We start from the raw sequence: 25,661 nt of genomic DNA, 5'->3' as shown, positions 1-25,661 counted from the left end.
CTGCCCCGAAGACCGGCGACCGACATGTGGAGAGGAGCCCTGACCCAGGGTGAGCACCAAGCCGACCACCACAGACCTTGAGTGGACCGACCTGGACCAGCGGGCCGTGGACACCGCCCGTGTCCTGGCCGCCGACGCCGTACAGAAGGTCGGCAACGGCCATCCCGGTACGGCGATGAGCCTGGCTCCGGCCGCCTACACCCTCTTCCAGAAGGTGATGCGGCACGACCCCGCCGACCCCGACTGGGTCGGACGCGACCGCTTCGTGCTGTCCGCCGGCCACTCGTCCCTGACCCTCTACACCCAGCTGTACCTGGCCGGCTTCGGCCTGGAGCTGGACGACCTGAAGGCCTTCCGGACGTGGGGTTCGAAGACCCCGGGCCACCCGGAGTACGGACACACCAAGGGCGTGGAGACCACGACCGGTCCGCTGGGCCAGGGTGTCGCCAACGCGGTGGGCATGGCGATGGCCGCCCGCTACGAGCGCGGTCTGTTCGACCCGGAGGCCCCGCAGGGCGAGTCGCCCTTCGACCACTTCGTGTACTGCATCGCCGGTGACGGCTGCCTCCAGGAGGGCATCTCCGCCGAGGCGTCCTCGCTGGCCGGCCACCAGAAGCTCGGCAACCTGATCCTGCTGTGGGACGACAACCACATCTCGATCGAGGGCGACACCGAGACGGCCGTCTCCGAGGACACCGTCAAGCGCTACGAGGCCTACGGCTGGCACGTGCAGCGCGTCGAGGCCCAGGACAACGGCGACCTGGACCCGGCCGCCATCTACGACGCGGTCCAGAAGGCCAAGGCCGTCACGGACAAGCCGTCGTTCATCGCGATGCGCTCGATCATCGCCTGGCCGGCCCCGAACGCGCAGAACACCGAGGCCGCGCACGGCTCGGCGCTGGGCGACGAGGAGGTCGCGGCCACCAAGCGCGTCCTCGGCTTCGACCCGGAGCAGACCTTCGAGGTCGCGGACGAGGTCATCGCTCACACCCGCAAGGCCCTGGAGCGCGGTGCGCAGGCCAAGGCCGAGTGGGAGAAGTCGCTCCAGGTGTGGCGCGACGAGAACGCCGAGCGGGCCGCCGAGTTCGACCGGATCAGCACGGGCGAGCTGCCCGCGGGCTGGGAGCAGAAGATCCCGGTCTTCGAGCCCGGCAAGGGCGTCGCGACGCGTGCCGCGTCCGGCAAGGTGCTGCAGGCGCTCGGCGCGGTCATCCCGGAGCTGTGGGGCGGTTCGGCCGACCTCGCCGGGTCGAACAACACGACCATCGACAAGGACAGCTCGTTCCTGCCCGAGGGCAACCCGCTGCCGGAGGCCAACCCCTACGGCCGCACCATCCACTACGGCATCCGTGAGCACTCCATGGGCGCCGAGATGAACGGCATCGCCCTGCACGGCAACACCCGTATCTACGGCGGCACGTTCCTCGTCTTCTCCGACTACATGCGCAACGCGGTGCGCCTGTCGGCCCTGATGCACCTGCCGGTGACGTACGTGTGGACGCACGACTCCATCGGTCTCGGCGAGGACGGCCCGACCCACCAGCCGGTCGAGCACCTGGCCTCGCTGCGCGCCATCCCGGGCCTGAACATCGTGCGCCCGGCCGACGCCAACGAGACCGCGATCGCCTGGCGCGAGGTCCTCAAGCGCTACACCAAGGAGTTCGGCAAGGGACAGCCGCACGGCTTCGCCCTCACCCGCCAGGGTGTGCCGACGTACGAGCCCAACGAGGACGCCGCACGCGGTGGTTACGTCCTCTTCGAGGCGGAAGGCGGCGACGCGCAGGTGATCCTGATCGCCACCGGTTCCGAGGTGCACGTGGCCGTCGAGGCGCGTGAGCAGCTCCAGGCGGAGGGCGTCCCGACGCGGGTCGTGTCGATGCCGTCCGTGGAGTGGTTCGAGGAGCAGGACCAGGGGTACCGGGACTCCGTGCTCCCGCCGTCGGTCAAGGCCCGGGTCGCGGTCGAGGCGGGTATCGGACTGACCTGGCACAAGTACGTCGGGGACGCCGGCCGCATCGTTTCCCTGGAGCACTTCGGTGCTTCCGCGGACGGCAAGGTGCTCTTCCGCGAATTCGGTTTCACGCCTGAGAACGTGGCCGCCAAGGCCCGGGAATCCATCGCCGCCGCCCAGCGCTGACGCTCATATACGACACGTAGGAGATGTAATTCCATGACAGACGCACTCAAGCGCCTCTCCGACGAAGGCGTCGCGATCTGGCTGGACGACCTGTCGCGCAAGCGGATCACGTCCGGCAACCTCGCCGAGCTGATCGACCAGCAGCACGTCGTGGGCGTCACCACCAACCCGACGATCTTCCAGAAGGCGATCAGCGGTGGCGACGGCTATGAGCAGCAGGTCGCCGACCTCGCCGCCCGCAAGGTCACCGTCGAAGAGGCCATCCGCATGATCACCACGGCGGACGTCCGCGACGCCGCCGACATCCTGCGCCCGGTCTTCGACGCCACGGACGGCCAGGACGGCCGGGTCTCCATCGAGGTGGACCCCCGTCTCGCCCACAACACCAAGGCGACCGTCGCCGAGGCCAAGCAGCTGGCCTGGCTGGTGGACCGCCCCAACACCCTGATCAAGATCCCGGCCACCCAGGCGGGTCTGCCGGCGATCACCGAGGTCATCGGCCTCGGCATCAGCGTGAACGTCACGCTGATCTTCTCCCTGGAGCGCTACCGCGCGGTCATGGACGCCTACCTCTCCGGCCTGGAGAAGGCCAAGGAGCGCGGCCTCGACCTGTCGCTCATCCGTTCCGTGGCATCGTTCTTCGTGTCCCGCGTGGACACCGAGATCGACAAGCGCCTCGACGCCCTCGGCACCGACGAGGCCAAGGCGCTGCGCGGCAAGGCCGCCATCGCCAACGCGCGCCTCGCCTACCAGGCGTACGAGGAGGTCTTCTCCTCCGGCCGCTGGCAGGCGCTGGAGAACGCGGGCGCCCGCAAGCAGCGTCCGCTGTGGGCGTCGACCGGCGTGAAGGACCCGGCCTACCAGGACACGATGTACGTCACCGACCTGGTCGCGCCGAACACGGTCAACACCATGCCGGAGGCCACCCTGGAGGCCACCGAGGACCACGGCGAGATCACCGGCGACACCATCTCCGGGACGTACGAGCAGGCGCGCGCCGACCTCGACGCGGTGGAGAAGCTCGGGATCTCGTACGACGACGTGGTCCAGGTGCTGGAGGACGAGGGCGTCGAGAAGTTCGAGGCGTCCTGGAACGACCTGCTGAAGTCGACCGAGGCGGAGCTCAAGCGCCTCGCCCCCTCGGAGGGCTGATTTGTCACCCCTTGCTGGTTCCGGAGCGAACCCGCTTCGTGACCCGGCCGACCGGCGGCTCCCGCGTATCGCGGGGCCGTCGGGCCTGGTCATCTTCGGCGTCACGGGCGACCTGTCGCGCAAGAAGCTGATGCCCGCGGTGTACGACCTCGCCAACCGGGGTCTGCTGCCGCCGGGCTTCTCGCTGGTGGGCTTCGCCCGCCGCGAATGGGAGAACGAGGACTTCGCCCAGGAGGTCCACGACGCCGTCAAGGCGCACGCCCGCACGCCGTTCCGTGAGGAGGTCTGGCAGCAGCTCATCCAGGGGATGCGCTTCGTCCAGGGCACCTTCGACGACGACGATGCCTTCGAGCGGCTGCGCGCCACCATCGAGGAGCTGGACAAGGCCCAGGGCACGGGCGGCAACTTCGCCTTCTACCTGTCGGTGCCGCCGCGCTCCTTCCCCGTCGTCATCCAGCAGCTGAAGAAGCACGGGCTGGCCGACCAGTCGGGCGGTTCCTGGCGGCGCGCCGTCATCGAGAAGCCGTTCGGCCACGACCTGACGTCGGCCGAGGAGCTGAACAAGGTCGTGCACGAGGTGTTCGAGCCGGACCAGGTGTTCCGGATCGACCACTACCTCGGCAAGGAGACCGTCCAGAACATCCTGGCGCTGCGCTTCGCCAACACGATGTTCGAGCCGATCTGGAACCGGTCCTTCGTGGACCATGTGCAGATCACCATGGCCGAGGACATCGGCATCGGCGGCCGCGCCGGCTACTACGACGGCATCGGCGCCGCCCGTGACGTCATCCAGAACCACCTGCTCCAGCTCATGGCCCTCACGGCCATGGAGGAGCCCGCCTCCTTCGACGCGTCCGCGCTGGCCGCCGAGAAGGAGAAGGTGCTCGGTGCCGTACGGCTGCCGAAGGACCTGGGCGCCTCGACCGTGCGCGGTCAGTACGCGGCCGGCTGGCAGGGCGGCGAGAAGGTCATCGGCTACCTCGAAGAGGACGGCACGGACGCCACGTCGAAGACCGACACCTACGCCGCGATCAAGCTGGAGATCGACAACCGCCGCTGGGCGGGCGTCCCCTTCTATCTGCGCACCGGCAAGCGGCTCGGCCGCCGGGTGACGGAGATCGCGGTCGTCTTCCAGCGGGCCCCGCACTCCCCGTTCGACACCACGGCGACGGAGGAGCTGGGCCAGAACGCGATCGTCATCCGCGTCCAGCCCGACGAGGGTGTCACGGTCCGCTTCGGCTCGAAGGTGCCGGGCACCTCGATGGAGATCCGGGACGTGTCGATGGACTTCGCCTACGGCGAGTCGTTCACCGAGTCGTCGCCGGAGGCGTACGAGCGGCTCATCCTGGACGTGCTGCTGGGCGACGCCAACCTCTTCCCGCGCACGGAGGAGGTCGAGCTGTCCTGGAAGATCCTCGACCCGATCGAGGAGTACTGGGACACGCACGGCAAGCCCGCGCAGTACCCGTCGGGCACCTGGGGCCCCGCCGAGGCGGACGAGATGCTCGCACGAGACGGACGGAGCTGGCGCCGGCCATGAAGATAGACCTGACCGACACCACCGCCGGCGACATCAACAAGGCGCTCGTCCAGGGCCGCCGGGCCATCGGCACCCCTGCCGTCGGCATGGTCCTGACCCTCGTCATCGTCACCGACGAGGAGAACGCCTACGACGCCCTGAAGGCCGCCAACGACGCCTCGCGCGAGCACCCCTCGCGCACGCTCGTGGTCATCAAGCGGGTCTCCCGCACCCCGCGCGACCGTACGACGTCCCGGCTGGACGCCGAGGTGCGGGTGGGCGCGGACGCGGGCACAGGCGAGACGGTCGTGCTGCGGCTGTACGGCGAGGTCGCCGACCACGCCGACTCGGTCGTGCTGCCGCTGCTGCTGCCGGACGCCCCGGTCGTGGTGTGGTGGCCGGTGAACGCGCCGCTGGACCCGGCGAAGGACCCGCTGGGCGCGCTGGCCCAGCGCCGGGTCACCGACACCTATGCCGCCGAGCAGCCGGTGCGGGAGCTGTCTGCCCGCGCCGCGGCCTACACGCCCGGTGACACCGACCTGTCCTGGACCCGGATCACGCCGTGGCGCTCGATGCTCGCGGCGGCCCTGGACCAGGTCACGTGCGAGGTGCGGGGCGTCGAGGTGGAGGGTGAGGAGTTCAACCCGAGCTGTGAGCTGCTGGCGATGTGGCTCGCGGACCGGCTGGACGTCCCCGTCAAGCGCCTCCGGTCCTCCGGTCCCGGGCTGACGGCCGTCCGCATGGACACCTCCTGCGGCCCGATCGTCCTGGACCGCGCGGACGGCTCGCTGGCCACGCTGTCCATCGAGGGCCAGCCGGCCCGTGCGGTGGCGCTCAAGCGGCGGGAGACCGCCGAGCTGATCGCGGAGGAGCTGCGCCGGCTCGACCCGGACGACACCTACGCGTCGGCGCTGCGTTACGGCGTGGAGCGGCTGAACCCGGTCCCGGCACAGCAGGCGGCCGAGCCTGTCGCCGAGCCGGAACCGGTGGAGGAGGCGGCCAAGGCGCCCGCGAAGAAGGCGGCGGCCAAGACGGCCAAGAAGGCTCCGGCACGGAAGGCGGCGGCGAAGTGAGCGTCCCCCAGCTGGTCGTCCACCGCGACAAGGAACTGATGGCGCAGGCCGCCGCGGCCCGCCTCATCACGAAGATCGTGGACGCGCAGGCCTCCCGGGGCAGCGCGTCCGTGGTCCTCACCGGCGGCCGCAACGGCAACGGCCTGCTGGCCGCGCTCGCGGCGGCGCCCGCGCGGGACGCCATCGACTGGGGCCGGCTCGACCTGTGGTGGGGCGACGAGCGCTACCTCCCCGAGGGCGACCCCGAGCGCAATGTCACGCAGGCCCGCGCGGCCCTGCTGGACGCCGTACCGCTGGACCCGGAGCGCGTGCACGCCATGCCCGCCTCCGACGGCCCGTTCGGTGCGGACGTCGAGGCGGCGGCGGAGGCGTACGCGGCGGAGCTGGCGAAGGCGGCCGGGCCGGAGAACCATGGCTCGGTACCCACCTTCGACGTGCTCATGCTGGGCGTCGGCCCGGACACCCATGTGGCCTCGCTCTTCCCGGAGCTGCCGGCCGTACGGGAGACCGAGCGCACGGTGGTCGGCGTCCACGGCGCGCCCAAGCCCCCGCCGACCCGGATCTCCCTCACTCTCCCGGCGATCCGCGCGGCCCGCGAGGTCTGGCTGCTCGCGGCCGGCGAGGACAAGGCGGAGGCCGCGGCCATCGCCCTGTCGGGCGCGGGCGAGATCCAGGCCCCGGCGGCGGGCGCGTACGGCCGTTCCCGGACGCTGTGGCTCCTGGACTCGGCGGCGGCTTCGCAGCTGCCGAGGTCGCTGTATCCGCCGGCGTCGCCGTGAGCCTCGGCTGAGCGGGGGGCGGCGGGGTTTCGACCCCGCCGCCCCATTTTTTCGTAAGGGCGCCGACCGGTGCTTTCCTGAGGTCACCAGCCGGCGCGGCGCACGGCGCTGACCCGGTCCGGCCCGCCGTCGAGCTCGCCCCGGCGGCGCAGTTCCGCGAGGTCCGCGGCCAGGCGGTCCCGGATGTCCTTGCCGGTGCGGCGCCAGCCGAAGAACTCGCAGGCCTGCTTGATCAGTTCGTCCTCGGACATGCCGGGGCATTCGGCGGCCAGCTCGTACAGCACCCGGTGCCGCTCGGCCGGTGCGATGTGGAGGACCTTGCGGGGTGGAGTGCCGTCCTCCGGGTGCCGCGCCTTCACCTCGTCCCGGGCCGTCACGTCGTAGAAGGCGTCGTCCGCGCGGACCTGTCCGGAGCGGACCAGGGTGCGGGCCACCTCTCGGACGTTGTCCCGGATGCGGTTGCCGGCGCGGCCGACGCCCCAGGCCTCGCGTGCCCGCTGGACCAGCAGGTCCTCGTGGATCGGGCCCTCGGTGTCGATGATCTGCGCCAGTACCTTGCGCAGCGCGGGCCGGGCCTCCGGTGTGTGCAGTTCATGGCGGGGCACGACCGTGACGGCACTGGTCCGGTAAGGGACGCTCCACTCGCGTGCGGTCCCGGTGTCCACGGGCACGCGTTCGTACTCCACCTTCGTCTGCCGCGGGATGCGGCCGTGCTCGTCGCCGCCCGAGGGCGGTGCGGTGTGCGCCTCCTCCCCCGCGGCGGGCCGCGGCGTGGCCGGCGCCGTGGTGAGCGGACCTTGGGCGACGGCCTGTTCGACCGCTTCCCGCAGACGCAGTTCGGCGGCCGGCCGGCCTCGGTACCAGTCGGTGCCCCAGATGCGGTGCAGCCGCCAGCCGAGCCCGTTCAGGACCTGTTCGCGCAGCCGGTCCCGGTCCCGGGCGGCCTTGGCGGAGTGGTACATGGCCCCGTCGCACTCGACGCCGAGGGCGAAGGCGCCGGGCAGCTCCGGGTGGCGTACGCCCAGGTCGATGCGGTAGCCGGCGACACCGACCTGGGGCTGCACCTGGTAGCCCCAGCCGCGCAGCACCGCGAGGACGGACTCCTCGAAGGGACTCTCCGGCTCGGCGTCGGTCTGCACGACGTCCCGGGCGAGGATCGACGGGCCGTTCTCGGCGTAGTCGAGGTAGCGCTTCAGGTACTGCACGCTGTCGTTGGGGCTGTCCGGCAGGCCGGCGGCGCGGAAGGAGGCCACGACCTCCATGCGGTACCGGGCGCGGGTCACGGCCACGTTGAGGCGGCGCCATCCTCCGCTCTTGTTGATCGGGCCGAAGTTGAGCCCCACCCTGCCGTGTTCGTCGGGGCCGTAGCCCACGGACATGATCATCACATCGCGCTCGTCGCCCTGTACCGACTCCAGGTTCTTGACGAAGAATCCGTCGAGGCGGTCCTCGGTGAAGCAGTGGTCGAGGTCGGGGCGGGCCAGCCGGGCCTGCTGCACGGCCTGGTCGATGGCGGAGGCCTGGGCCTGGGAGAGCGCGACGACGCCGAGGCTCTTGCCGGGGCGGGTGTCGAAGTGGTGCAGGACCCGGCGGGCGACGAACTCCGCCTCCTCGCGGTTGTCCCGGCGCCGTCCCCGGTCGTAGACGCCGTCGGTCTTCAGGAAGGCGACGCCGACGTCGTTGCCCTCGTCGAGGGCCCCGGGGAAGGTGATCATCGAGTTGTCGTAGAACTCGTGGTTGCTGAAGGTGATCAGGTTTTCGTGGCGGCTGCGGTAGTGCCAGCGCAGCGGCAGTTCCCGCATGGCGCCAGCCTTGCAGGCCTGCAGCAGGGACTCGAAGGAGTCCGGGACGTCCTCGGCGTACTCGTCGGAGTCGTCGTCGACGGAGGAGTCGAAGAAGGAGGTCGGCGGCAACTGCCTGTCGTCACCGGCGACGATCAGCGTACGGCCCCGGTAGATGCAGTTGACCGCGTCGCTGGGGCGGACCTGGGAGGCCTCGTCGAAGACGACGACGTCGAACTGGAAGTCCGGTGGCAGGAACTGGCTGACCGTCAAGGGACTCATCATGAAGCACGGCTTGACGGCCTGCACGACTTCGCGGGCTCTGCCGAGCAGTTCACGCACCGGCATGTGCCGCGTCTTCTTCTCGGCCTCCCGGATGACGACGGCCGCACCGCCACCGCCGAAGCTGCGGGGCCGGCGCTTGTTGCACGCCTCGGTCACCGCTCCCCCGGCGGCCGCGATCAGCCGCCGGTCGGCCTCCTGGAAGTCGGCCACGCGCGCGTCCAGGTCCTCGGCGCGGGTGCTGCGCAGGCGCGGGTCGGTGGCGAGGACGCCGTCCGCCCAGGCGCGCAGCAGCGCCTGCTCGACGATGTCCGGCAGGCGCCGCGGGTCGAGGCCGCGCTCGGCCGCGCCCGCGACCAGGCCGTCCGCCCCGTGCCGGGCGAGGACGGCGAGCCCGTCGCAGTGGGCGCGCCACACCTCGGGGCCCTCCGGATCGGCGAGCAGGGTGTCGATGGCCTGCTCGGCCTGGTCCAGGGGACCGAGCAGGGAGGGCGACAGCCGGGTGCGGCCGGCCGTGTCGAAGAGGTCGAGCAGGTCCGTCACTGCTCGGTTCCAGCGCTCGGCCCGGGTCTCGGCGGCCGCACACCAGGCACCGAGCGACCTGCGGACCTGCTCGGCGAGCAGAGCGGGGAGCTGGTCGGGTTCGGCCTGGTCGGCCAGTCGGTCCGCGAGCAGGTCGCGGCGCTGGGCATCCCGGCCGAGCGTCTCGATGCGGTCGGCCGTCGCCAGGGCCCGGTCCAGCTCCTCGTACGCGTCCGGGGTGTGCGGCGTGTACCTGCCGAGCAGGGCGGTGTGCGCCCCGGTCAGGCGCGTCACCTCGGCGGCGGCCTGCTGCCAGGCCAGCGCCTGCTCCAGCCGGCCGGCCAGCGCCTTGTCCCAGGTGCCGGTCCTGGTCAGGTCGGCCACTCGCCGGCGGTCCTCCTTGTACTGTGCCGAGAAGCGGGCCATGAGGCCGCGGTGCTCCTCGGCGAAGCGTCGTACCAGGGCGGGCAGGTCGGTGGCGGTGAGGATCTGTTCGCCGAAGACGTCCTCGGCCGCCGCTCGGGCCGCGGCCTGCGCGTCGAGGGCCGTACTCAGGTCGCGGGCCGCCGCGTGGGCGCGGCGCAGGGTGTCGGTGTCGAACCAGCCGTGGAGCGGGCGGTGGCCGTCCGTCGTCAGGTCGGCCAGCTCGCACAGGGCGTACGCGGTCTCGGCGCGATCGGGCTTCGGCATGCCGAGCAGGTCGGCGAGCTGGGCGACCTGAGTGGTGACGTCCTCCGGCAGGCCGCCGTCCTCCTGCTCTGCCGGACGGCCGGCGAGCCCGGCCCGCAGGCCGCGCACGAGCTGCTGGACCTCACGCACCGAGCGGGGCTCGTCCTGGGTGGCGGCGAAGGGGCGGCGTCCGGCCGCCGTCAGCAGGGCGCCGAGGGCGTCGGCGGCCTCGGCGACCACCTGGTGCGCGGAGCCGCCGGCCAGCCCGCGCCAGGGGAAGGACTCGCCCTCGGCGGCGGGGCGCCAGGCACGGGCGACCGTCTGGGCGGCGGCGGCGAGTTCCTGCAGGGCGCCGGCGGTCAGGGTGCGGACGACCTTGGCGTTCTCCGTGCCCAGCGGCAGGCCGGGGGTGTCGGACTGCTCCAGCAGCACCAGGCGGCCGAGGACGTCGTGCAGGCTGCGCCCCAGGGGTTCGCGGGTCTCGTTCATGGCAGCGGCGTACGCGGACAGGTCCGCGCGCAGCTTCCGGGCGCGCGCCAGCTCGTGCTCGGCGGCTCCGGTGACCCGGGCCTCGGTGGTGAGCACCCGGGCGAGTTCGGTGGCCACCGCCTTCTTGCTCGTGTCACCGCTGTGCAGGGCCATGACGAAGTCACCGAGCCCGACCCCGCGCAGCCGGTTGCGTACGACGTCGAGGGCGGCGGCCTTCTCACTGACGAACAGCACGCTGCGGCCGGCGTGCATGAGTGCGGCGATGAGGTTGGTGATGGTCTGGCTCTTGCCGGTGCCGGGCGGGCCGCTCATGACGAAGGACCGGTCGTCGAGGGCCGCGGCGATGCACTGCCGCTGTGAGGCGTCGGCGTCGAGGACGAGCGGGGTCTGCTCGGGCAGCTGGATGTCGTCGATGCGGTCCGCGTCGGGGGGTTCGAAGTCGATCAGGTCGTCGGGCAGGCCCACGTCGGGCCCGAGGGCGACGGCCCGCACCAGCGGATGGCCGAGGATCCGTTCCTCGTTCTGCTGGAGGTCCTGGTACATCGCCTCGCGGTGGGAGGCGAACAGCCCGAGGACCACGCGCTCCTCGACCGCCCATCCCTGCAGCCCGGCCGCGACCGATCGGGCCGCCGCGAGGACGCCGGGCAGGTCGGCAGCGTCGGTCGCGGTGACGGGTGTCCAGTCGACGCCGAGCCGGTCCAGTTTCACCGCGAGCGCGGGGTTGTGGATGCGCTCCTGGTCCTCCGCCGGGTGCAGGCGGTAGCTGCGATTGCCGTCCCTGCGCAGTTCGACGGGTACCAGGAGCAGGGGCGCGGCGCTGCTCTCGTGGGCGTCGGCCTCGCGCCAGTCGAGTATGCCGACGCCCAGCCAGAGCACCCACAGGCCGTAGTCGTTGTACATCTGGCCGGACTTCTGGCGCAGTTGGTAGAGCGAGGAGTCCAGCGCCGCCTGGGTGGTCTTCTGGGTGACCAGTCCCGGGCGGTGCGGCCGGCCGGTGCTCCCGTCCACCGTGTCGCCGGCCTTCTCCAGGCCCACGCCCTGCGTCTTCTCCGGGACCGGCGCGAACTCCCATCCCCTGGCCAGGTCCGCGAGCAGCGCGTCGGCGCCGGGCGAGTGGATCTCCAGCGTGGCCGTTCTGGTATGCCGGAAGTTCAGCAGCCGGTTGCGCCCGCCCATGTCCAGCAGAGAGTTCCGCCATCCGTCGAGGACGGTCTTCATCATGGTCTGGGGCTGCTGGGCCATGCCGTGGATACCTCCTGAGCGGGCGCAGGGGCGACCACCCTCCCCGGCCCCCCTGGAGGTATCTCCCTATCAGCTCACGCCATCTGACACGCCGGTTGATCACCCAATGGTATGAATCCGTTGTGTAGCAGGCGTGTGCATGATGCGTGATTCCGCTGCGCTCACTTGACGGATCCCGCCATCACCCCCTGTACGAAGTGCCTCTGGAAGGCGAAGAACACCACCACCGGCACGATCAGGGACAGGAACGCGCCCGGGGCCAGGACGTCGATGTTGCTGCCGAACTGGCGGATCTGGGACTGGAGTTCCACGGTCAGGGGCTGGGCGGAGCTGTCGGCGAAGAGCAGGGCGACCAGCATGTCGTTCCAGACCCAGAGGAACTGGAAGATCGCGAGGGAGGCGATCGCGGGGCGTCCCACCGGCAGGACCAGTCGGGTGAAGATACGCCACTCGCTGCCGCCGTCCATCCGCGCCGCCTCCAGCATCTCCTTCGGCATCTCCGCGAAGTAGTTGCGCAGCAGGAACACCGCGAAGGGCAGGCCGTAGGCGACGTGGAAGAGGACGACACCGGGGATGGTGCCGAACAGGCCCAGCGCGCCGAAGAGTTTGGCCACCGGCAGCAGGCCGATCTGCACCGGCACCACCAACAGGGCCACCACCAGCAGGAAGAGCGGCTCCCTGAGCGGGAAGTCCAGCCAGGCGAAGGCGTATCCGGCGAGGGCCGCGAGACCCACGACGAGCGTTGTGGCCGGCACCGAGATCAGTACCGTGTTCCAGAAGGCCTGGGTCATGCCGGAGTTCTTCAGCAGGGCCGAGTAGTTGTCGAAGGACAGCTGCCCGGGGCTCGTCAGGGCCGTCCACCAGCCGCCCTTCGCGGTGTCCTGGGACGACCGCAGCGAGGACACGAACAGTCCCGCCAGCGGGGTCAGCCAGACCAGGCCGATCACCACCAGGAAGGCCTGGACCAGGCCGTTGCCGAGCCCTCTCCTGACCGTGTTCATCGCTGACTCCTTCTGAATCGGCGGACGTTAAAGACCATCGCGGGAATCACCAGAAGCAGGAGCAGGACGCCCAGGGCACTGCCGAGGCCCTGGTTGTTGCCGCCCCCGAAGGACACCAGCCACATCTGGGTCGCGAGGACGGTGGCGTCCTCCTGCACCGGTCCGGGCGCGATGATGTAGACGAGGTCGAAGACCTTCATCACGTTGATCACGAGGGTCACGAAGACGACCGTCAGCACGGGGGCCAGCAGCGGCACGGTGATCCGGCGGAAGATCTGCCACTCGTTCGCGCCGTCCATCCGGGCCGCCTCCAGCGCGTCCCGGGGCAGGGTGGACAGCCCCGCGCCGATCAGCACCATCGCGAAGCCGGTCCAGATCCACAGGTAGGCGCCGATGATCGCCGGTGTGACGAGGGCCGGGCCGAGCCAGGAGACGCCCTGGTAGGGCTGGGCGAAGTTGGACTTCGGCAGCTTCACCGTGTACGAGCCCGCGCGCAGCCCGGACAGGCGGAAGGAGCCGTCGGCGGCGGTCGTGGCGCTCGCGACCGTCCGGCCGTCGCGCAGCGCCTGGACCGTCATCCCGGGCAGGCCGCTCTCCTTCGGGTCGACCTTGCCCGGCCGGCCGCCCCCGCCGGGGGTGAAGTCCAGGTAGACGACTCCGCGCAGTTCACCGGGGGCGGCCTGCCGCGCGGCCGCCGGGTACGCGGGCGCGGCGTGCTTCGGCAGGTCCTTGGGCAGGACGCCGACCATGGGGAGCGCCACGGACCGGCCGGTGGAGGCGGTCGTACGGTACGAGCCGTCCCCGTCCTGGGTCAGCAGTCCGGCGCGCCCGCGGGCCGTCGGGTAGGCCGACGTGCCCTGGAAGGCGTCGTGGACGGAGACGACGGCCGCGTTGAGCACGCCCTTGTTCGGGTCCTCGTCGTAGGCGAGGCGGAAGATGATGCCGGCGGCGAGGAAGGACACCGCCATCGGCATGAAGAGCAGGAGTTTGAAGGCGGTGGCCCAGCGCACCTTCTCCACCAGCACGGCCAGGATCAGGCCGAGGCCGGTCAGCAGGGCCGGGGCCACGACGACCCAGATGGCGGTGTTGCGGATGGCCTTCAGGGTGGCCGGGTCGCGGAACATCTCGGTGTAGTTGCCGGCGCCGACGAACCGGGTGCCGGAGGCGTCGAAGAGGCTGCGGCCGACGGAGAACAGCACCGGGTAGACGACGAGCGCACCGAGCAGGAGCAGCGCCGGGAAGACGAAGAGCAGGGCGATCAGCCGGGCGCGCCGCCGGCCGCGGCGCCCGCGCGCCACGCCGGCGGCCCACGGGCCCGCCTGCTGTTTCAGATGAGTGGTGGCGGTCATGATGCTGCCGTTCAGCCCTGGTAGGCCTTGGCCGCCGCGGCTTCGAGCCGCTCCGCGGTGCCCTTCGGGTCCGACGGGTCGCGCAGGAAGTCCTGGAGCAGCTTCCACTCCCCCGCGCCCTTGGTGCCGCCGAAGGCGGCGGGCGCCTGGTCGGACATGTCGAAGCGGACCGAATCGCCCGCGTCGACCAGGGACTTGGCGGTGGCCCGGGTGACGTCGTCGCCGTACGCCGAGAAGTCGAGCTTCTTGTTCGGGGACAGGAAGCCGCCCGCCTTCGCCCAGACGGCTGCCGCCTCGGGGGTGGCCAGGTACTCCAGGAGCTTCATGCCGGCCGTGGCGTTCTTGCCGTCCTTGAGGACGACGGCCGCGTCACCGCCGCTGACCACCGGTGCCGTGCCGCCGTCGACCGCCGGGAAGGGGAAGAAGTTCGCGTCCTTGCCGATGGTCTTCCCGAACTGGTCGTGGGCGACCCCGGCCACGAAGTCGCCCTCGTAGACCATGCCGGCCTCGGGCTTGGGGCCGAACACCTTCTCCACCGAGCTGGGGAAGTCGGTGTTCAGGGCCTCCTTCTGGCCGCCCGCGACGAGCTGCTTGTCCTTGAACAGCTTGCCGAGGGTGGTGAGCGCCCGGACGACGGAGGGGTCGGTCCACGTGAGCCGGTGGGCGGCGAGGGCGTCGTACTTCTCGGGTCCGGCCTGGGAGAGGTAGATGTTCTCGAACCAGTCGGTGAGGGTCCAGCCGTCCTCACCGGCGACGGAGAAGGCGGCGAGCCCGGAGTCGGAGACGGTGTGCCCGGCCTTCAGCATCTCGTCGTACGTCGTCGGCGGCTTGACCCCGGCCTGGGCGAGCGCGTCGGGGCTGTACCAGACGGTGGACTTGTGGGCGGCCTTGAAGTAGAGGCCGTACAGGGTGCCGTCGACGCTGCCGTACTTCCGCCACACGGGCGCGTAGTCGGCGTCGACGGTCTGCCGGGCAGTGCCGGACAGGGGCTTCAGCCAGCCTTTCTTCGCGAACTGCTGGAGGACGCCGACCTGCGGGACCATCACGACGTCGGGGGCGTCGCCGCCCTCGATCTTGCTGCCGACGACGGTGGAGACGTTGTCACCGGTGGACACGAACCGGGTCTTGGCGCCGGTCTTCGCGGTGAACGCGTCCAGCACCTTCTGGAAGTTCTTCTGCTCGGCTCCGGACCAGACGCCGGCCACGGTGACGGTCTGGCCGCTGAGCGCCTTGTCACCGCCGCCGGCCGAGACCGGCCCGCCGCCACAGGCGGTGGCGCCGAGCGCGAGGGCGAGGGCGGTGCAGCTGGTGAGCAGGGTGGTACGGCGTCGCATCATCGTCGATGTCCCTTCAAAAGGTGGTTGATCAGAGGTCGCTGAGCCACCAGGCGGCCGTGGAGCCGGGCAGGACGCCGGGCGGGCAGGGGCCGCTGGACAGCAGGGGGGTGCCGGAGACCGGCGCGGGGGCGGGGGCCGTGGTGAAGTTGACGGCGCAGACCAGGTCGTCGCCGCGGGCGAAGGCGAGGACCCCGGGCGGGGTGTCCAGCCAGCGCAGCGTTCCCTCGCCCAACTGCGGGAGAGAACGCCGTAGTTGCAGGCCTTCGCGGTACAGGTGCCAGAAGGAGCGGGTGTCGGCGAGGGCGCGGTCGGTGGCGTGCTCGGCGAACCAGTCGGGCTGCGGCAGCCAGGGCCGCACGCCCTCCGCGCCGGAGGTGAAGCCGAACGGCGAGGCCTGCCCGGACCAGGGCAGCGGCACCCGGCAGCCGTCCCGGACGCGGGCACGGCTGCCGGTGCGCCGGAAGATCGGGTCGGTGAGGACGTCGTCGGGCAGGTCGACGACCTCGGGCAGGCCCAGTTCCTCGCCCTGGTAGATGTACGCGGCTCCGGGCAGCGCCAGCATCAGCAGCGCGGCGGCGCGGGCACGGGCGGCGCCGAGGCCGCTGCCCTCGGGAGCGGGTTCGCCGTAGCGGGTGACGGTGCGGACCTGGTCGTGGTTGTTGAGGACCCAGGTGACCGTGGAGCCGGTGCCGGCGATGTCCTGCATGGCCTCGGAGATGACCTTGCGGAAGGCGTCGGCGTCCCAGGGGGCGCCGAGCAGGTCGAAGAAGAAGGCCTGGTGGAGTTCGTCCGGGCGGACGTACAGGGCGTGTTCGCGGGCGGTGGGCACGGAGACCTCGCCGACGAGGAGGCGTTCGCGGCCGTCGCGCTCCCGGTACTCCTCGCATGTCGCGCGCCAGCGCCGCCATGTGCCATGCACCTCGGGCTGGTTCCAGGCGAGCGGGTTGACCGAGTCGCGGGTGCGGGCGTCGGCCTCGGGGTCGTCGGAGTCGGGCAGTTCGGGGTGCTTGAACAGGCCGGCGGCGACGTCGATGCGGAAGCCGTCCACGCCCCGGTCGAGCCAGAAGCGCAGGGTCCGGTCGAACTCGGCGGTGATCTCGGGATTGCGCCAGTTCCAGTCGGGCTGTTCGGGCGTGAACATGTGCAGGTACCACTGGCCGTCGCCGACCCTGGTCCAGGCGGGGCCGCCGAACATGGCGTGCCAGTTGTTGGGCGGCTCGCTGCCGTCCGGGCCGCGCCCGTCGGCGAAGTGGAAGCGGGCGCGGGCCGGGCTGCCGGGCGCACTGTCCAGCGCCTCGCGGAACCAGGGGTGCTCGCTGGAGCAGTGGTTGGGGACGATGTCAAGGAGCACCTTGATGCCGAGCCGGTGGGCGGCCGCCATCAGCAGGTCGAACTCGGCGAGGTCGCCGAAGAGCGGGTCGACCCCGCGGTAGTCGGCCACGTCGTAGCCGTGGTCGTGCTGCGGCGAGGGATAGAACGGGCTCAGCCAGATCCCGTCCACGCCCAGCTTCTTCAGGTACGGCAGCCCGGCCCGGACGCCGGCCAGATCGCCGACGCCGTCACCGGTGCTGTCGAGAAAGCTGCGGACGTAGACCTGGTAGATCACCGCGTCACGCCACCAGTGGTACTTACTCAGCATGCATGCATGTTAGGTAGGCGTGTCGCGAGGGTGTCAATGAAAAGAACGGAAGCTACTGGACAGTTGGGGTCGTAAATACGGACTTATCTGTGCATCCTGAGCAGAGATGAGACGTCCGCGTTACTTAACAAGTAACTAGCGCGAGGGGTCGAGAGACTATCGGCGGGCGATGGCGTCGAGCTCGCGCGCCAGCCGTCGTACGGCCTGCTCGGGCGTCTCGCGTCCGGTCAGAGCGCCGTGCACCACCGCCTGCACCACCAGACTGACCTGGTCGTAGTGCGCGCTCTTGGGGCGCGGCGCGGCGGTGAGCACGGCGGTGCGCAGGGTCTGCAGATAGGGGAACTGCCGGATCAGCGCGGGATCCTGGTACAGCGCGGCGCGTACGGGCGGCAGCGCGCCCCGGACGAGCACCTGGCGCTGCACCTGCGCGCTGGTGAGGTAGGCGATCAGGCGTGCGGCCGAATCGGGATGCCGGGCATGGGTGTTGACCGCGAGGTTGGAGCCGCCGAGGACGCTCGTCCCCGGTCCGTCGGGCCCGGGCAGCGGTACGGCGCCGATCTTCCCGGCGACCTTGGAGCCCTTGGCGGAGGCCACGGCGTAGGCGTAGGGCCAGTTGCGCAGGAAGAGCAGCTTTCCGTCCTGGAAGGCCTGCTTGGACTCCTCTTCCTTCCAGGTCAGCGCCTGTTTCGGGATCCAGCCCTCGCGGACGCCGCGGGCGAGGAAACCGATGCCCTCGCGGGCGGCGGCCGAGTCGACGGTGACGCGGGTGCCCTCGTCGCCGAGGATGCTGCCGCCCGCCGAGTACACGGCCTCGGCCGCGTTGACGGTGAGGCCCTCGTAGGGCAGGAACTGGCCCGCGTAGCCGTCGAGGTGGTGCTTCGGCGCGACGCTCTTCGCATCGCGCTCCAGCTCGGTCCAGGTGCGCGGCGGCGGCACGCCCTCCTCGGCGAGGACGTCCTTGCGGTAGAGGAGGAGTCCGGCGTTCGTGACGTACGGGACCGCGTACAGGCGTCCGTCGTAGGTCGCCGTGTCCACGACCGGGGGCAGGAAGCTCTTGAGGGGGAAGCGGTCGCGGGGCAGCGGGCGGATCCAGCCGGCCGCCGCGAACTCCGAGGTCCAGTTGACGTCGATGTTGAGGACGTCGAAGCGGCTCCGGTCGCCGCCGCGCAGGTCGGTCGTCATCTGCGCATACGTCTCGTCGGCCGAGTCCGGCAGCTCGACGAGGGTGACTTTCTCGCCGGGGTGGGTGCGGTTCCAGCCCTGGAGCAGCGGGCCGAGATAGCCGGTGAGGTCGCCGGCGGTGGCCAGGGTGAGCGGGCCGCGCCCACCACCCGCGCCCTCGTCGGCGCCGATGCCGGAGGTGACGTACCCGGTCATGATCACGACGAGGACGAGGAGGCCCCTACCGGCGGCGCGTATCCACCGCATAGGTTCCTCCTTGCACACCGGCTCCGGGCACCCTCGCCCGGGGTCAGAGGCCATGTATACCTGTTAGGTATGCGGGATACTAGGGCCTGGAGCACATGGTGACAGGACAGGAGGACAGCTCGCGTGCGCCTTGCCCTCCTGGCACTCCTCGCCCGCGGCCCGGCCCACGGCTATGAGCTGAAGCAGGACCTTGAGCAACTGCTGGGCTCCGCGTACCCTCAGCCGAACGTCGGCCAGATCTACGTCACCCTCGGCCGCCTGGAGAAGTCCGGGCTCATCGAGGGCGAGGACGTCGAGCAGTCCAGCCGGCCCAACAAGAAGGTCTACCACCTCACCGACGCCGGGCGGGAGGCGCTGCACGCCTGGTTCGAGGAGACCGAGGACGAGCCGCGGGTGCGGGACGAGTTCTTCATGAAGCTCGCCCTCGCCTCGCAGACCGGTCTCGCCGACCAGATCGCCCTCATCAACAAGCAGCGGCGCCAGTACCTCAACACCATGCGCACCCTGTCGAAACTGGCCGCGGCCGAGGACCGGGACAACCGAATCGCCCATCTGCTGATCGAGGGCGCGATGCTGCATCTCCAGGCCGACCTCGACTGGCTGGAACGGTGCCAGGAGGAACTGGAATGAGCGAGGACACTGTCCCGGTCCTTCGGGCCGCGGGCCTGGTCAAGACCCACCACGGCGAGGGCGCGCCCGCGCACGCCGTCCGCGGGGTCGACCTGAGCGTGGCCCGGGGCGAGTTCGTGGCGATCACCGGCCCGTCCGGCGCCGGGAAGTCGACGCTGCTGCACCTGCTGGGCGGGCTGCAGCGGCCGGACGAGGGCAGCATCTGGCTGGACGGCCGGTGCACGGACTCCTTCAGCGAGGCTCGCTGGGCGGTGGAGCGACGGAAGTCCATCGGTTTCGTCTTCCAGTTCTTCAACCTGGTGTCGAACCTGTCCGTCGCCGACAACGTCGAACTGCCCGCCCTGCTGGCCGGAGTCCCACCGAAGCGGGCCCGTGCCGAGCGCGAGACGCTCCTGGCCGAGCTGGGGCTGGAGGGCAAGGAGCGCAGCATGCCGGGCGAGCTGTCCGGCGGTGAGCAGCAGCGGGTCGCCCTCGCCCGGGCGCTGGTCAACCATCCGCCGCTGCTGCTGGCCGACGAGCCCGCGGGCAGCCTCGACAGCAAGGGCACGCGCGAGGTGATGCGGCTGCTGTCCCGCTTCCACGGGCGCGGCCAGACGATCGTGCTGGTCACGCATGACGCCCGGTTGGCGAGCGCCGCCGACCGGGTGGTCAGCTTCTTCGACGGCCGGATAGCCGACGACGCCACCCTGGACGACACGCCGGCCCGCCCGAGCGGCATCTCCGGTGTGCTGGAGCTGAAGGACTGACCGTGCTGGATCTCAGGGACGTGCGGGCCACCCTGCGCTGGGCACACTCCGATCTGCGCACGCATCGCGGCGAGGCGCTGTTCCTCGTGCTGGCCACCGCCGGCATCGTAACTTCGCTGCTGCTGGCCGCCGCCCTGTTCGGCTACGCCACCAACCCCTGGCAGCGGACCTTCGCCGAGGCGCGCGGGGCACATGTGTGGATCCACACCGCGTCGTCCGCGGACACCGGCGCACTCGCCCGGCTGGACGGCGTCACGTCCGTCGCCGGTCCCTATCGCACCGAGTCCGTCACCGTCGCCTCGCGCGGCACCCGCGCCTCCGTGGAGCTGCGCGGCACCCCGAAGCTGCCCTCCGTCGGACGGCCGCTGCTCACCGCCGGGCACTGGCTGGATCCGGCCGAGCCGGACGGCGTGGTGCTGGAGAGCGGCCTGGCCCGCGCCCTGCTGGCCGAGCCCGGAGACACCCTCGCGCTGCCCGGCACCGCCCGCACGCTGACCGTCGAGGGCATCGCCGACAGCGCCGAGCCCGGCTACAGCCCCGGTGAGCAGCCCGGCCTGGTCTGGGCGCTGCCGTCGGCGGTCCGGGCGCCCGGCGGCCAGGTCATCGGGCTGCGGCTCGGCGATCCGGCCGACACGGACTACGCGGTGCAGCGTGCCGTCACCGTGCTCGGCGCGGGCGCGGTCGGCCAGGTCTCCACCTGGCAGCAGGCGCGCGCCGCGGCACAGGGCGACAACCGGCTGCTCGGGCAGGTGCTCGGCCTGTTCGGGCTCGGCGCGCTGATCGCCGCCGGACTCGCCGTGCACGGGGCGATCGCCACCCGGATCCGCGGTCATCTGCGGGACCTGTCGGTGCTGAAGGCGATCGGCTTCACCCCTGGCCAGGTCGTACGGATCTTCCTGCTCCAGCACCTCGCCTACGCCCTGCTCGGTGCCGTGGCCGCCGCGGCGCTCACCGAGACGCTGGGCAGCCGGATCCCCGGGCGGCTCGGCGATGCCGTGGGCGTGTGGCAGGGGCTGCCGGGGCACGCCGTGGCGCTGCTGGTGGTGCCCGTGGGCGCGGTGCTGTTCATCGGTCTGACCACGGGCCTCGCGGCCTGGCGGGCCGGCCGGGTGCCGCCGGTTCCGGTGCCGCGCCCGGCCGTGGCAGCGGGCGGCCGGTTCACCGGCCCGGCCCGGCGGGCGCTCGGGCTGCGGCTGCCGGCCGCGCTGGTCCTCGGCTGCCACAAGGTCGTCACCGGGCGCGGACGGTCGCTGGCCACCGTGGCCCGGCTGGCCCTGCCGATGCTGCTGATCGTGGTGGCGCTCAGCGCGTGGACCACGATCGACCGCTTCCACACCAGCCCGGCCCGGGTCGGTCTGCCCACCTCGCTCACCGTCCGCACGGACGGGGTGCCGGCCCCGGCGCAGCTGCGGTCCCTACTGGCCGGCGACCCCCGCGTGGCCGCCGCCTATCCCGGGGTCGAGCTGGCCGCGCTGGTGCCCGGCCAGACCGGGACCATCGCCCTGCGCGGCCTCGGCACCGACACCCGGCCCTACCCCTGCGCCCTCGCCGAGGGCCGGGCCGCGCACGGACCGGACGAGGCGGTGGCCGGGCAGGGGCTGCTGGACCTGCTGCACGCGCGGGTCGGCGACTGGGTGCGGATGATGGTCGGCGACCGGCCGCAGATCCTGCACATCGTCGGCCGCAGCATCGAACCGCAGAACACCGGCCGGGTCGTGACGGCCTCCCTGGACACCCTCCGCGAGAACGACCCGGGACTCGCCCCGGCCTTCTACGAGCTGCGGCTGCGCCCCGGCACCGACCCGCACCGCGTGGCCGCCGCGCTCACCGCGGCCGGCCGGGGCCACCTGGACGTGCACGCCGTGCCGAACCCGGCCGACGGGCTGTCCCCGCTGCGCGGTGTCGTCGCCGGCCTGATCGCCGTGCTCGCCCTCATCGGGCTGGTCGAGCTGCTGACCGCGATCGGCGGCAGCGTCCGCGAGGGCGAGCGGGACGTGCTCGCCCTGAAGGCGATCGGCATGTCCCCACGGCAGATCACCGCCATCACCGTGACGGCGACGAGCTGTACGGCCCTGGCCGCGACGCTCGCCGCCACGGCCCTCGGCCTGCCGCTGGCCCGCCGGCTCATCGACGCCCAGGGCGCCTCCAGCGGCATCGGCGCGGGGATCGCCCAGTCACCGTCGCCCGGGCTGCTGCTCGCGCTGGGCTCGGCCGCCGTGCTGGGTGCGGCCGCGCTCGCCGCACTCCCCGCCGCCCGCGCGGCACGCGGACGGCTCGCGGACACGCTGAGCGCGGTGGCCTGAGCGGGGCCCGGCCGTGCGCGGACCCCGCGGTCGACGACCGTGAGAGTTCCGGCCGTCCCAGGGCTTGCGTGCCGGTCAGCTACGGCCGCGCAGCTCGCGGTACTTGGCGACCAGTTCCCTGGTCGACGCGTCCAGGCCGGGCACCTCCGCGCCTTCCGTCAGCGCCGGTTCCACCCGCTTGGCGAGGACCTTGCCGAGCTCGACGCCCCACTGGTCGAAGGAGTCGATGTTCCACACGGCGCCCTGGACGAACACCTTGTGCTCGTAGAGGGCGACGAGCTGGCCGAGGACGGACGGGGTGAGTTCCCGGGCCAGGATGGTCGTGGTCGGCCGGTTGCCCTGGAAGGTCTTGTGCGGGACCAGTTCCTCGGCGACGCCCTCCGCGCGGACCTCCTCGGCGGTCTTGCCGAAGGCGAGGGCCTGGGTCTGGGCGAAGAAGTTGGCCATCAGCAGGTCGTGCTGCGCCTTGAGCCCGCCGCTCAGCTCGGCCACCGGTTCGGCGAAGCCGATGAAATCCGCCGGGATCAGCTTGGTGCCCTGGTGGATCAACTGGTAGTACGCGTGCTGCCCGTTGGTGCCGGGCGTGCCCCACACCACCGGCCCGGTCTGCCAGTCGACCTGCTTGCCGTCCCGCGCCACGTACTTGCCGTTGGACTCCATGTCCAGCTGCTGGAGATAGGCGGTGAAGCGGGAGAGATAGTGGCTGTACGGCAGCACCGCGTGCGACTGGGCGTCGTGGAAGTTGTCGTACCAGATGCCCAACAGGCCCAGCAGTAGCGGGACATTGGTCTCGGCGGGGGCGGTGCGGAAGTGGTCGTCGACCAGCCGGAAGCCGTCCAGCATCTCGCGGAAGCGGTCCGGGCCGACGGCGATCATCAGGGAGAGGCCGATCGCGGAGTCGTACGAGTAGCGCCCGCCGACCCAGTCCCAGAACTCGAACATGTTGGCCGTGTCGATGCCGAACTCGGCCACCTTCTCGGCGTTCGTGGACAGCGCCACGAAGTGCTTGGCCACCGCCGACTCGGCACCGAGCGCGTCCAGCACCCACTGCCGGGCGGAGGTGGCGTTGGTGATCGTCTCGATGGTGGTGAAGGTCTTGGAGGCGATGATGAACAGCGTCTCGGCCGGGTCGAGGTCGCGGGTGGCCTCGTGCAGGTCGGCGCCGTCCACGTTGGAGACGAAGCGGACCGTGAGGGCGCGGTCGGTGAAGGCGCGCAGCACCTCGTAGGCCATCGCGGGGCCGAGGTCGGAGCCGCCGATGCCGACGTTGACGACGTTCTTGATGCGCTTGCCGGTGTGGCCGGTCCAGGCGCCGGAGCGGACGCGGTCGGCGAAGTCGCTCATCTTGTCGAGGACGGCGTGCACCTTGGGAACGACGTTCTCACCGTCGACCTCGATCACCGCGTCCCGCGGGGCGCGCAGCGCGGTGTGCAGTACGGCGCGGTCCTCGGTGACGTTGATCTTCTCGCCGCGGAACATGGCGTCCCGCAGACCGAACACGTCCGTGGCGGCGGCCAGCTCGCGCAAGAGCCGCAACGTCTCGTCGGTGACCAGGTGCTTCGAGTAGTCGATGTAGAGGTCACCGACCTGGAGCGTGTACCCCGCGCCGCGCCCGGGATCGGCGGCGAACAGCTCCCTCAGATGGGTGTCGGCCAGCTCTTCGCGGTGCTTGGCGAGAGCGGCCCACTCGGGCGTCTGGTTGAGCCTGGTCCGGCCGTCTGCGTTCATGTGCGACCTCAGCCTTCCTTCGTGCACCTGTCCTGCTGCGTTCCTTGTCCCGCTGCCCGTCCCAACCTAGTTGATCAGGGCAGGGGAGGAGCGGACGCGACGCTGTCCACAGGGACAACAACAGGTACGTCCGGACGACTCCGGCCAGGCACCCTGGGGCGCCTGGCCGGCCGTAACTCCTAGATCTCGCCCCGCAGTTTGGCGAGCGCCTCGGCGAGGATCGCCTCGCCGTCCGCGTCGCTGCGCCGCTCCCGCACATAGGCGAGGTGCGTCTTGTAGGGCTCGGTGCGCGGCGGGTCCGGCGGGTTGTCCCGGTCCTGGCCGGCGGGGAAGCCGCAGCGCGGGCAGTCCCACGTGTCGGGCACCTGTGCGTCGCTGGCGAAGCTGGGCTGCGTCTCGTGCCCGTTGGAGCACCAGAAGGAGATGCGCAGACGCGGCGCGGACTCGCCACGCTCGGCCTCGCCCATCGGCCCCGCCCCGACCCGGCTTCCTCGGATCGCGTTGCCACTTGCCACGGTCGTAACTCCCTGCGTGATGGTGCCGCGAAGCGAGTCGGCGTTTCGCTTCGCTGCGAGCGCCTCAGTCTACGTAAGGCCCAACGCGCGTCCAGTCATTGGAGTTACAAGCCCCACACCCAGACGCAAGCCCCATGATAGGCCGCGCTCAGGAGCGCGTACCGAACATGGGGCCTTACGTACCGAATATGCGTGATGTGTGCGCTGTGCGGAAGCGTCAGCCGTTCGACTTCATCAGGATGCCGAGGACGATGATGCACGCGAACCACAGCAGGCCGATCACGATCGTGATCCGGTCGAGGTTGCGCTCGGCGACCGAGGAGCCGCCGACGGACGACTGCATGCCGCCACCGAACATGTCGGAGAGGCCGCCGCCCTTTCCCTTGTGCATCAGCACCAGCAGCATCAGCAGCAGGCTGAAGACGATCAGGGCGATCGAGAACCCCAAAACCACGGCTGGACCAACTTCCTCGGATTCGGATGGACGACGGGGGCACAGCACCTCGGCTGTGCCCCCGCAAGAGTACGACGTATCGCCGCTACCGCCTACTCACCGCGGGCGTCACTGATCGCGGAAGCGCACGATCTTGACGAACTCGTCGGCGTCCAGCGAGGCACCGCCGACCAGGGCGCCGTCGATGTCGGCCTGCGCCATGATCTCGGCGACGTTGCCCGCCTTGACGGAGCCGCCGTACTGGATGCGGATCTTGTCCGCCACGTCCTGCGAGTACAGCTCGGCGAGCTTGGCGCGGATGGCGGCGCAGACCTCCTGGGCGTCCTCGGCGCCGCAGACCTTGCCGGTGCCGATGGCCCACACGGGTTCGTAGGCGATCACGACGGTCTCGGCCTGCTCGGCCGGGAGGTCCTTCAGACCGCCCTCGACCTGGGCGAGGGTGTGGTCGACGTGGTTGCCCGCCTCGCGGACGTCCAGCTCCTCGCCGACGCACAGGATCGGGGTGATGCCGTGCTTGTAGGCGGCCTTGACCTTGGCGTTCACGAGCTCGTCGGTCTCGTGGTGGTACTGACGGCGCTCGGAGTGGCCGATGGCCACGAACGTGCACTTCAGCTTGGCGAGCATGGCACCGGAGATCTCCCCGGTGTAGGCGCCGGACTCGTGCTGCGAGATGTCCTGGGCGCCGTACTTGATCTTGTACTTGTCGCCCTCGACCACGGTCTGCACGGAGCGCAGGTCGGTGAAGGGCGGCAGGACGGCGACCTCGACGGCCTCGTAGTCCTTGTCGGACAGGGCGAAGGCGAGCTTCTGGACGTGTGCGATGGCCTCAAGGTGGTTGAGGTTCATCTTCCAGTTGCCCGCCATCAGCGGCGTGCGAGTGGTCATG

At 71.2% G+C, this 25,661-nt stretch carries 18 protein-coding genes; 8 read left to right on the top strand and 10 right to left on the bottom strand.

Annotated features, from left to right (window positions below; all coding sequences use genetic code 11):
- Window positions 1–49: 49 nt before the first annotated feature.
- The 5 genes from tkt to pgl are packed head-to-tail and all read left to right on the top strand — an operon-like array spanning window position 50 to window position 6,660.
- On the top strand, window positions 50–2,137 hold the full coding sequence (gene tkt / locus O1G22_RS31815; RefSeq protein ID WP_270084463.1) for a transketolase: 2,088 nt from the start codon (window positions 50–52) through the stop codon (window positions 2,135–2,137).
- Window positions 2,138–2,170: 33 nt separating this feature from the next.
- Window positions 2,171–3,289, top strand: coding sequence for a transaldolase (gene tal / locus O1G22_RS31810; RefSeq protein ID WP_270084462.1), 1,119 nt, complete (start codon window positions 2,171–2,173; stop codon window positions 3,287–3,289).
- Window position 3,290: 1 nt separating this feature from the next.
- Window positions 3,291–4,829, top strand: coding sequence for a glucose-6-phosphate dehydrogenase (zwf, locus tag O1G22_RS31805; protein ID WP_270084461.1), 1,539 nt, complete (start codon window positions 3,291–3,293; stop codon window positions 4,827–4,829).
- A complete protein-coding gene (gene opcA / locus O1G22_RS31800) occupies window positions 4,826–5,881 on the top strand; it encodes a glucose-6-phosphate dehydrogenase assembly protein OpcA (RefSeq protein WP_270084460.1) in 1,056 nt (351 codons plus the stop codon). The genes zwf and opcA overlap by 4 nt, the downstream gene beginning before the upstream one ends.
- Window positions 5,878–6,660: a 6-phosphogluconolactonase gene (gene pgl, locus O1G22_RS31795; RefSeq protein ID WP_225096493.1), complete on the top strand. Its 783-nt coding sequence runs from the start codon at window positions 5,878–5,880 to the stop codon at window positions 6,658–6,660. Before opcA ends, pgl begins: the two co-directional genes overlap by 4 nt.
- Window positions 6,661–6,743: 83 nt before the next feature.
- Here pgl and O1G22_RS31790 read toward each other — a convergent pair whose 3' ends face one another.
- The 6 genes from O1G22_RS31790 to O1G22_RS31765 form a co-directional block, all read right to left on the bottom strand.
- Window positions 6,744–11,645, bottom strand: a complete 4,902-nt coding sequence (locus O1G22_RS31790) for a DUF3320 domain-containing protein (protein WP_270084459.1) — start codon at window positions 11,643–11,645, stop codon at window positions 6,744–6,746.
- Window positions 11,646–11,806: 161 nt separating this feature from the next.
- Complete coding sequence (locus O1G22_RS31785; protein WP_270084458.1) at window positions 11,807–12,646, bottom strand: carbohydrate ABC transporter permease; 840 nt, start codon at window positions 12,644–12,646, stop codon at window positions 11,807–11,809.
- Window positions 12,643–13,995 (bottom strand): ABC transporter permease subunit, encoded by a 1,353-nt coding sequence (locus tag O1G22_RS31780; RefSeq protein WP_270084457.1) that lies wholly within the window; start codon window positions 13,993–13,995, stop codon window positions 12,643–12,645. The genes O1G22_RS31785 and O1G22_RS31780 overlap by 4 nt, the downstream gene beginning before the upstream one ends.
- Before the next feature lie 11 nt (window positions 13,996–14,006).
- Complete coding sequence (locus tag O1G22_RS31775; RefSeq protein WP_270084456.1) at window positions 14,007–15,332, bottom strand: ABC transporter substrate-binding protein; 1,326 nt, start codon at window positions 15,330–15,332, stop codon at window positions 14,007–14,009.
- A 28-nt stretch (window positions 15,333–15,360) separates the two neighbouring features.
- Window positions 15,361–16,971 (bottom strand): glycoside hydrolase family 13 protein, encoded by a 1,611-nt coding sequence (locus O1G22_RS31770; RefSeq protein WP_270084455.1) that lies wholly within the window; start codon window positions 16,969–16,971, stop codon window positions 15,361–15,363.
- A 156-nt stretch (window positions 16,972–17,127) separates the two neighbouring features.
- Window positions 17,128–18,399, bottom strand: a complete 1,272-nt coding sequence (locus tag O1G22_RS31765; RefSeq protein ID WP_270084454.1) for an ABC transporter substrate-binding protein — start codon at window positions 18,397–18,399, stop codon at window positions 17,128–17,130.
- 123 nt (window positions 18,400–18,522) lie between these two features.
- On the opposite strand from O1G22_RS31765, the gene O1G22_RS31760 reads away from it, so the two are divergent.
- The 3 genes from O1G22_RS31760 to O1G22_RS31750 are packed head-to-tail and all read left to right on the top strand — an operon-like array spanning window position 18,523 to window position 22,078.
- Window positions 18,523–19,029 (top strand): PadR family transcriptional regulator, encoded by a 507-nt coding sequence (locus tag O1G22_RS31760; RefSeq protein WP_270084453.1) that lies wholly within the window; start codon window positions 18,523–18,525, stop codon window positions 19,027–19,029.
- A complete protein-coding gene (locus O1G22_RS31755) occupies window positions 19,026–19,775 on the top strand; it encodes an ABC transporter ATP-binding protein (RefSeq protein WP_270084452.1) in 750 nt (249 codons plus the stop codon). The genes O1G22_RS31760 and O1G22_RS31755 overlap by 4 nt, the downstream gene beginning before the upstream one ends.
- Before the next feature lie 20 nt (window positions 19,776–19,795).
- On the top strand, window positions 19,796–22,078 hold the full coding sequence (locus tag O1G22_RS31750) for an FtsX-like permease family protein (RefSeq protein ID WP_270086606.1): 2,283 nt from the start codon (window positions 19,796–19,798) through the stop codon (window positions 22,076–22,078).
- A 75-nt stretch (window positions 22,079–22,153) separates the two neighbouring features.
- Here the strand turns inward: O1G22_RS31750 and pgi are convergent, their stop codons facing one another.
- The 4 genes from pgi to tpiA all read right to left on the bottom strand — a co-directional run bounded on the left by pgi (window position 22,154) and on the right by tpiA (window position 25,660).
- Window positions 22,154–23,806, bottom strand: coding sequence for a glucose-6-phosphate isomerase (gene pgi / locus O1G22_RS31745; protein WP_270084451.1), 1,653 nt, complete (start codon window positions 23,804–23,806; stop codon window positions 22,154–22,156).
- A gap of 179 nt (window positions 23,807–23,985) precedes the next feature.
- Window positions 23,986–24,321 (bottom strand): RNA polymerase-binding protein RbpA, encoded by a 336-nt coding sequence (locus O1G22_RS31740; protein ID WP_003957010.1) that lies wholly within the window; start codon window positions 24,319–24,321, stop codon window positions 23,986–23,988.
- A 217-nt stretch (window positions 24,322–24,538) separates the two neighbouring features.
- The gene (secG, locus tag O1G22_RS31735; protein WP_225096816.1) at window positions 24,539–24,769 is read right to left on the bottom strand and encodes a preprotein translocase subunit SecG; all 231 of its coding nucleotides are present in this window, start codon (window positions 24,767–24,769) and stop codon (window positions 24,539–24,541) included.
- A gap of 114 nt (window positions 24,770–24,883) precedes the next feature.
- Entirely contained in the window at window positions 24,884–25,660 is a 777-nt protein-coding gene (gene tpiA, locus O1G22_RS31730) for a triose-phosphate isomerase (protein ID WP_270084450.1), read from the bottom strand.
- Window position 25,661: the final 1 nt, after the last annotated feature.

The sequence above is a fragment of the Streptomyces camelliae genome, from assembly GCF_027625935.1.
Classification (GTDB): Bacteria; Actinomycetota; Actinomycetes; order Streptomycetales; family Streptomycetaceae; genus Streptomyces; species Streptomyces camelliae.
Note: the sequence above shows the minus strand (reverse complement) of the source record. Positions and strands in the feature narration are given on the sequence as shown.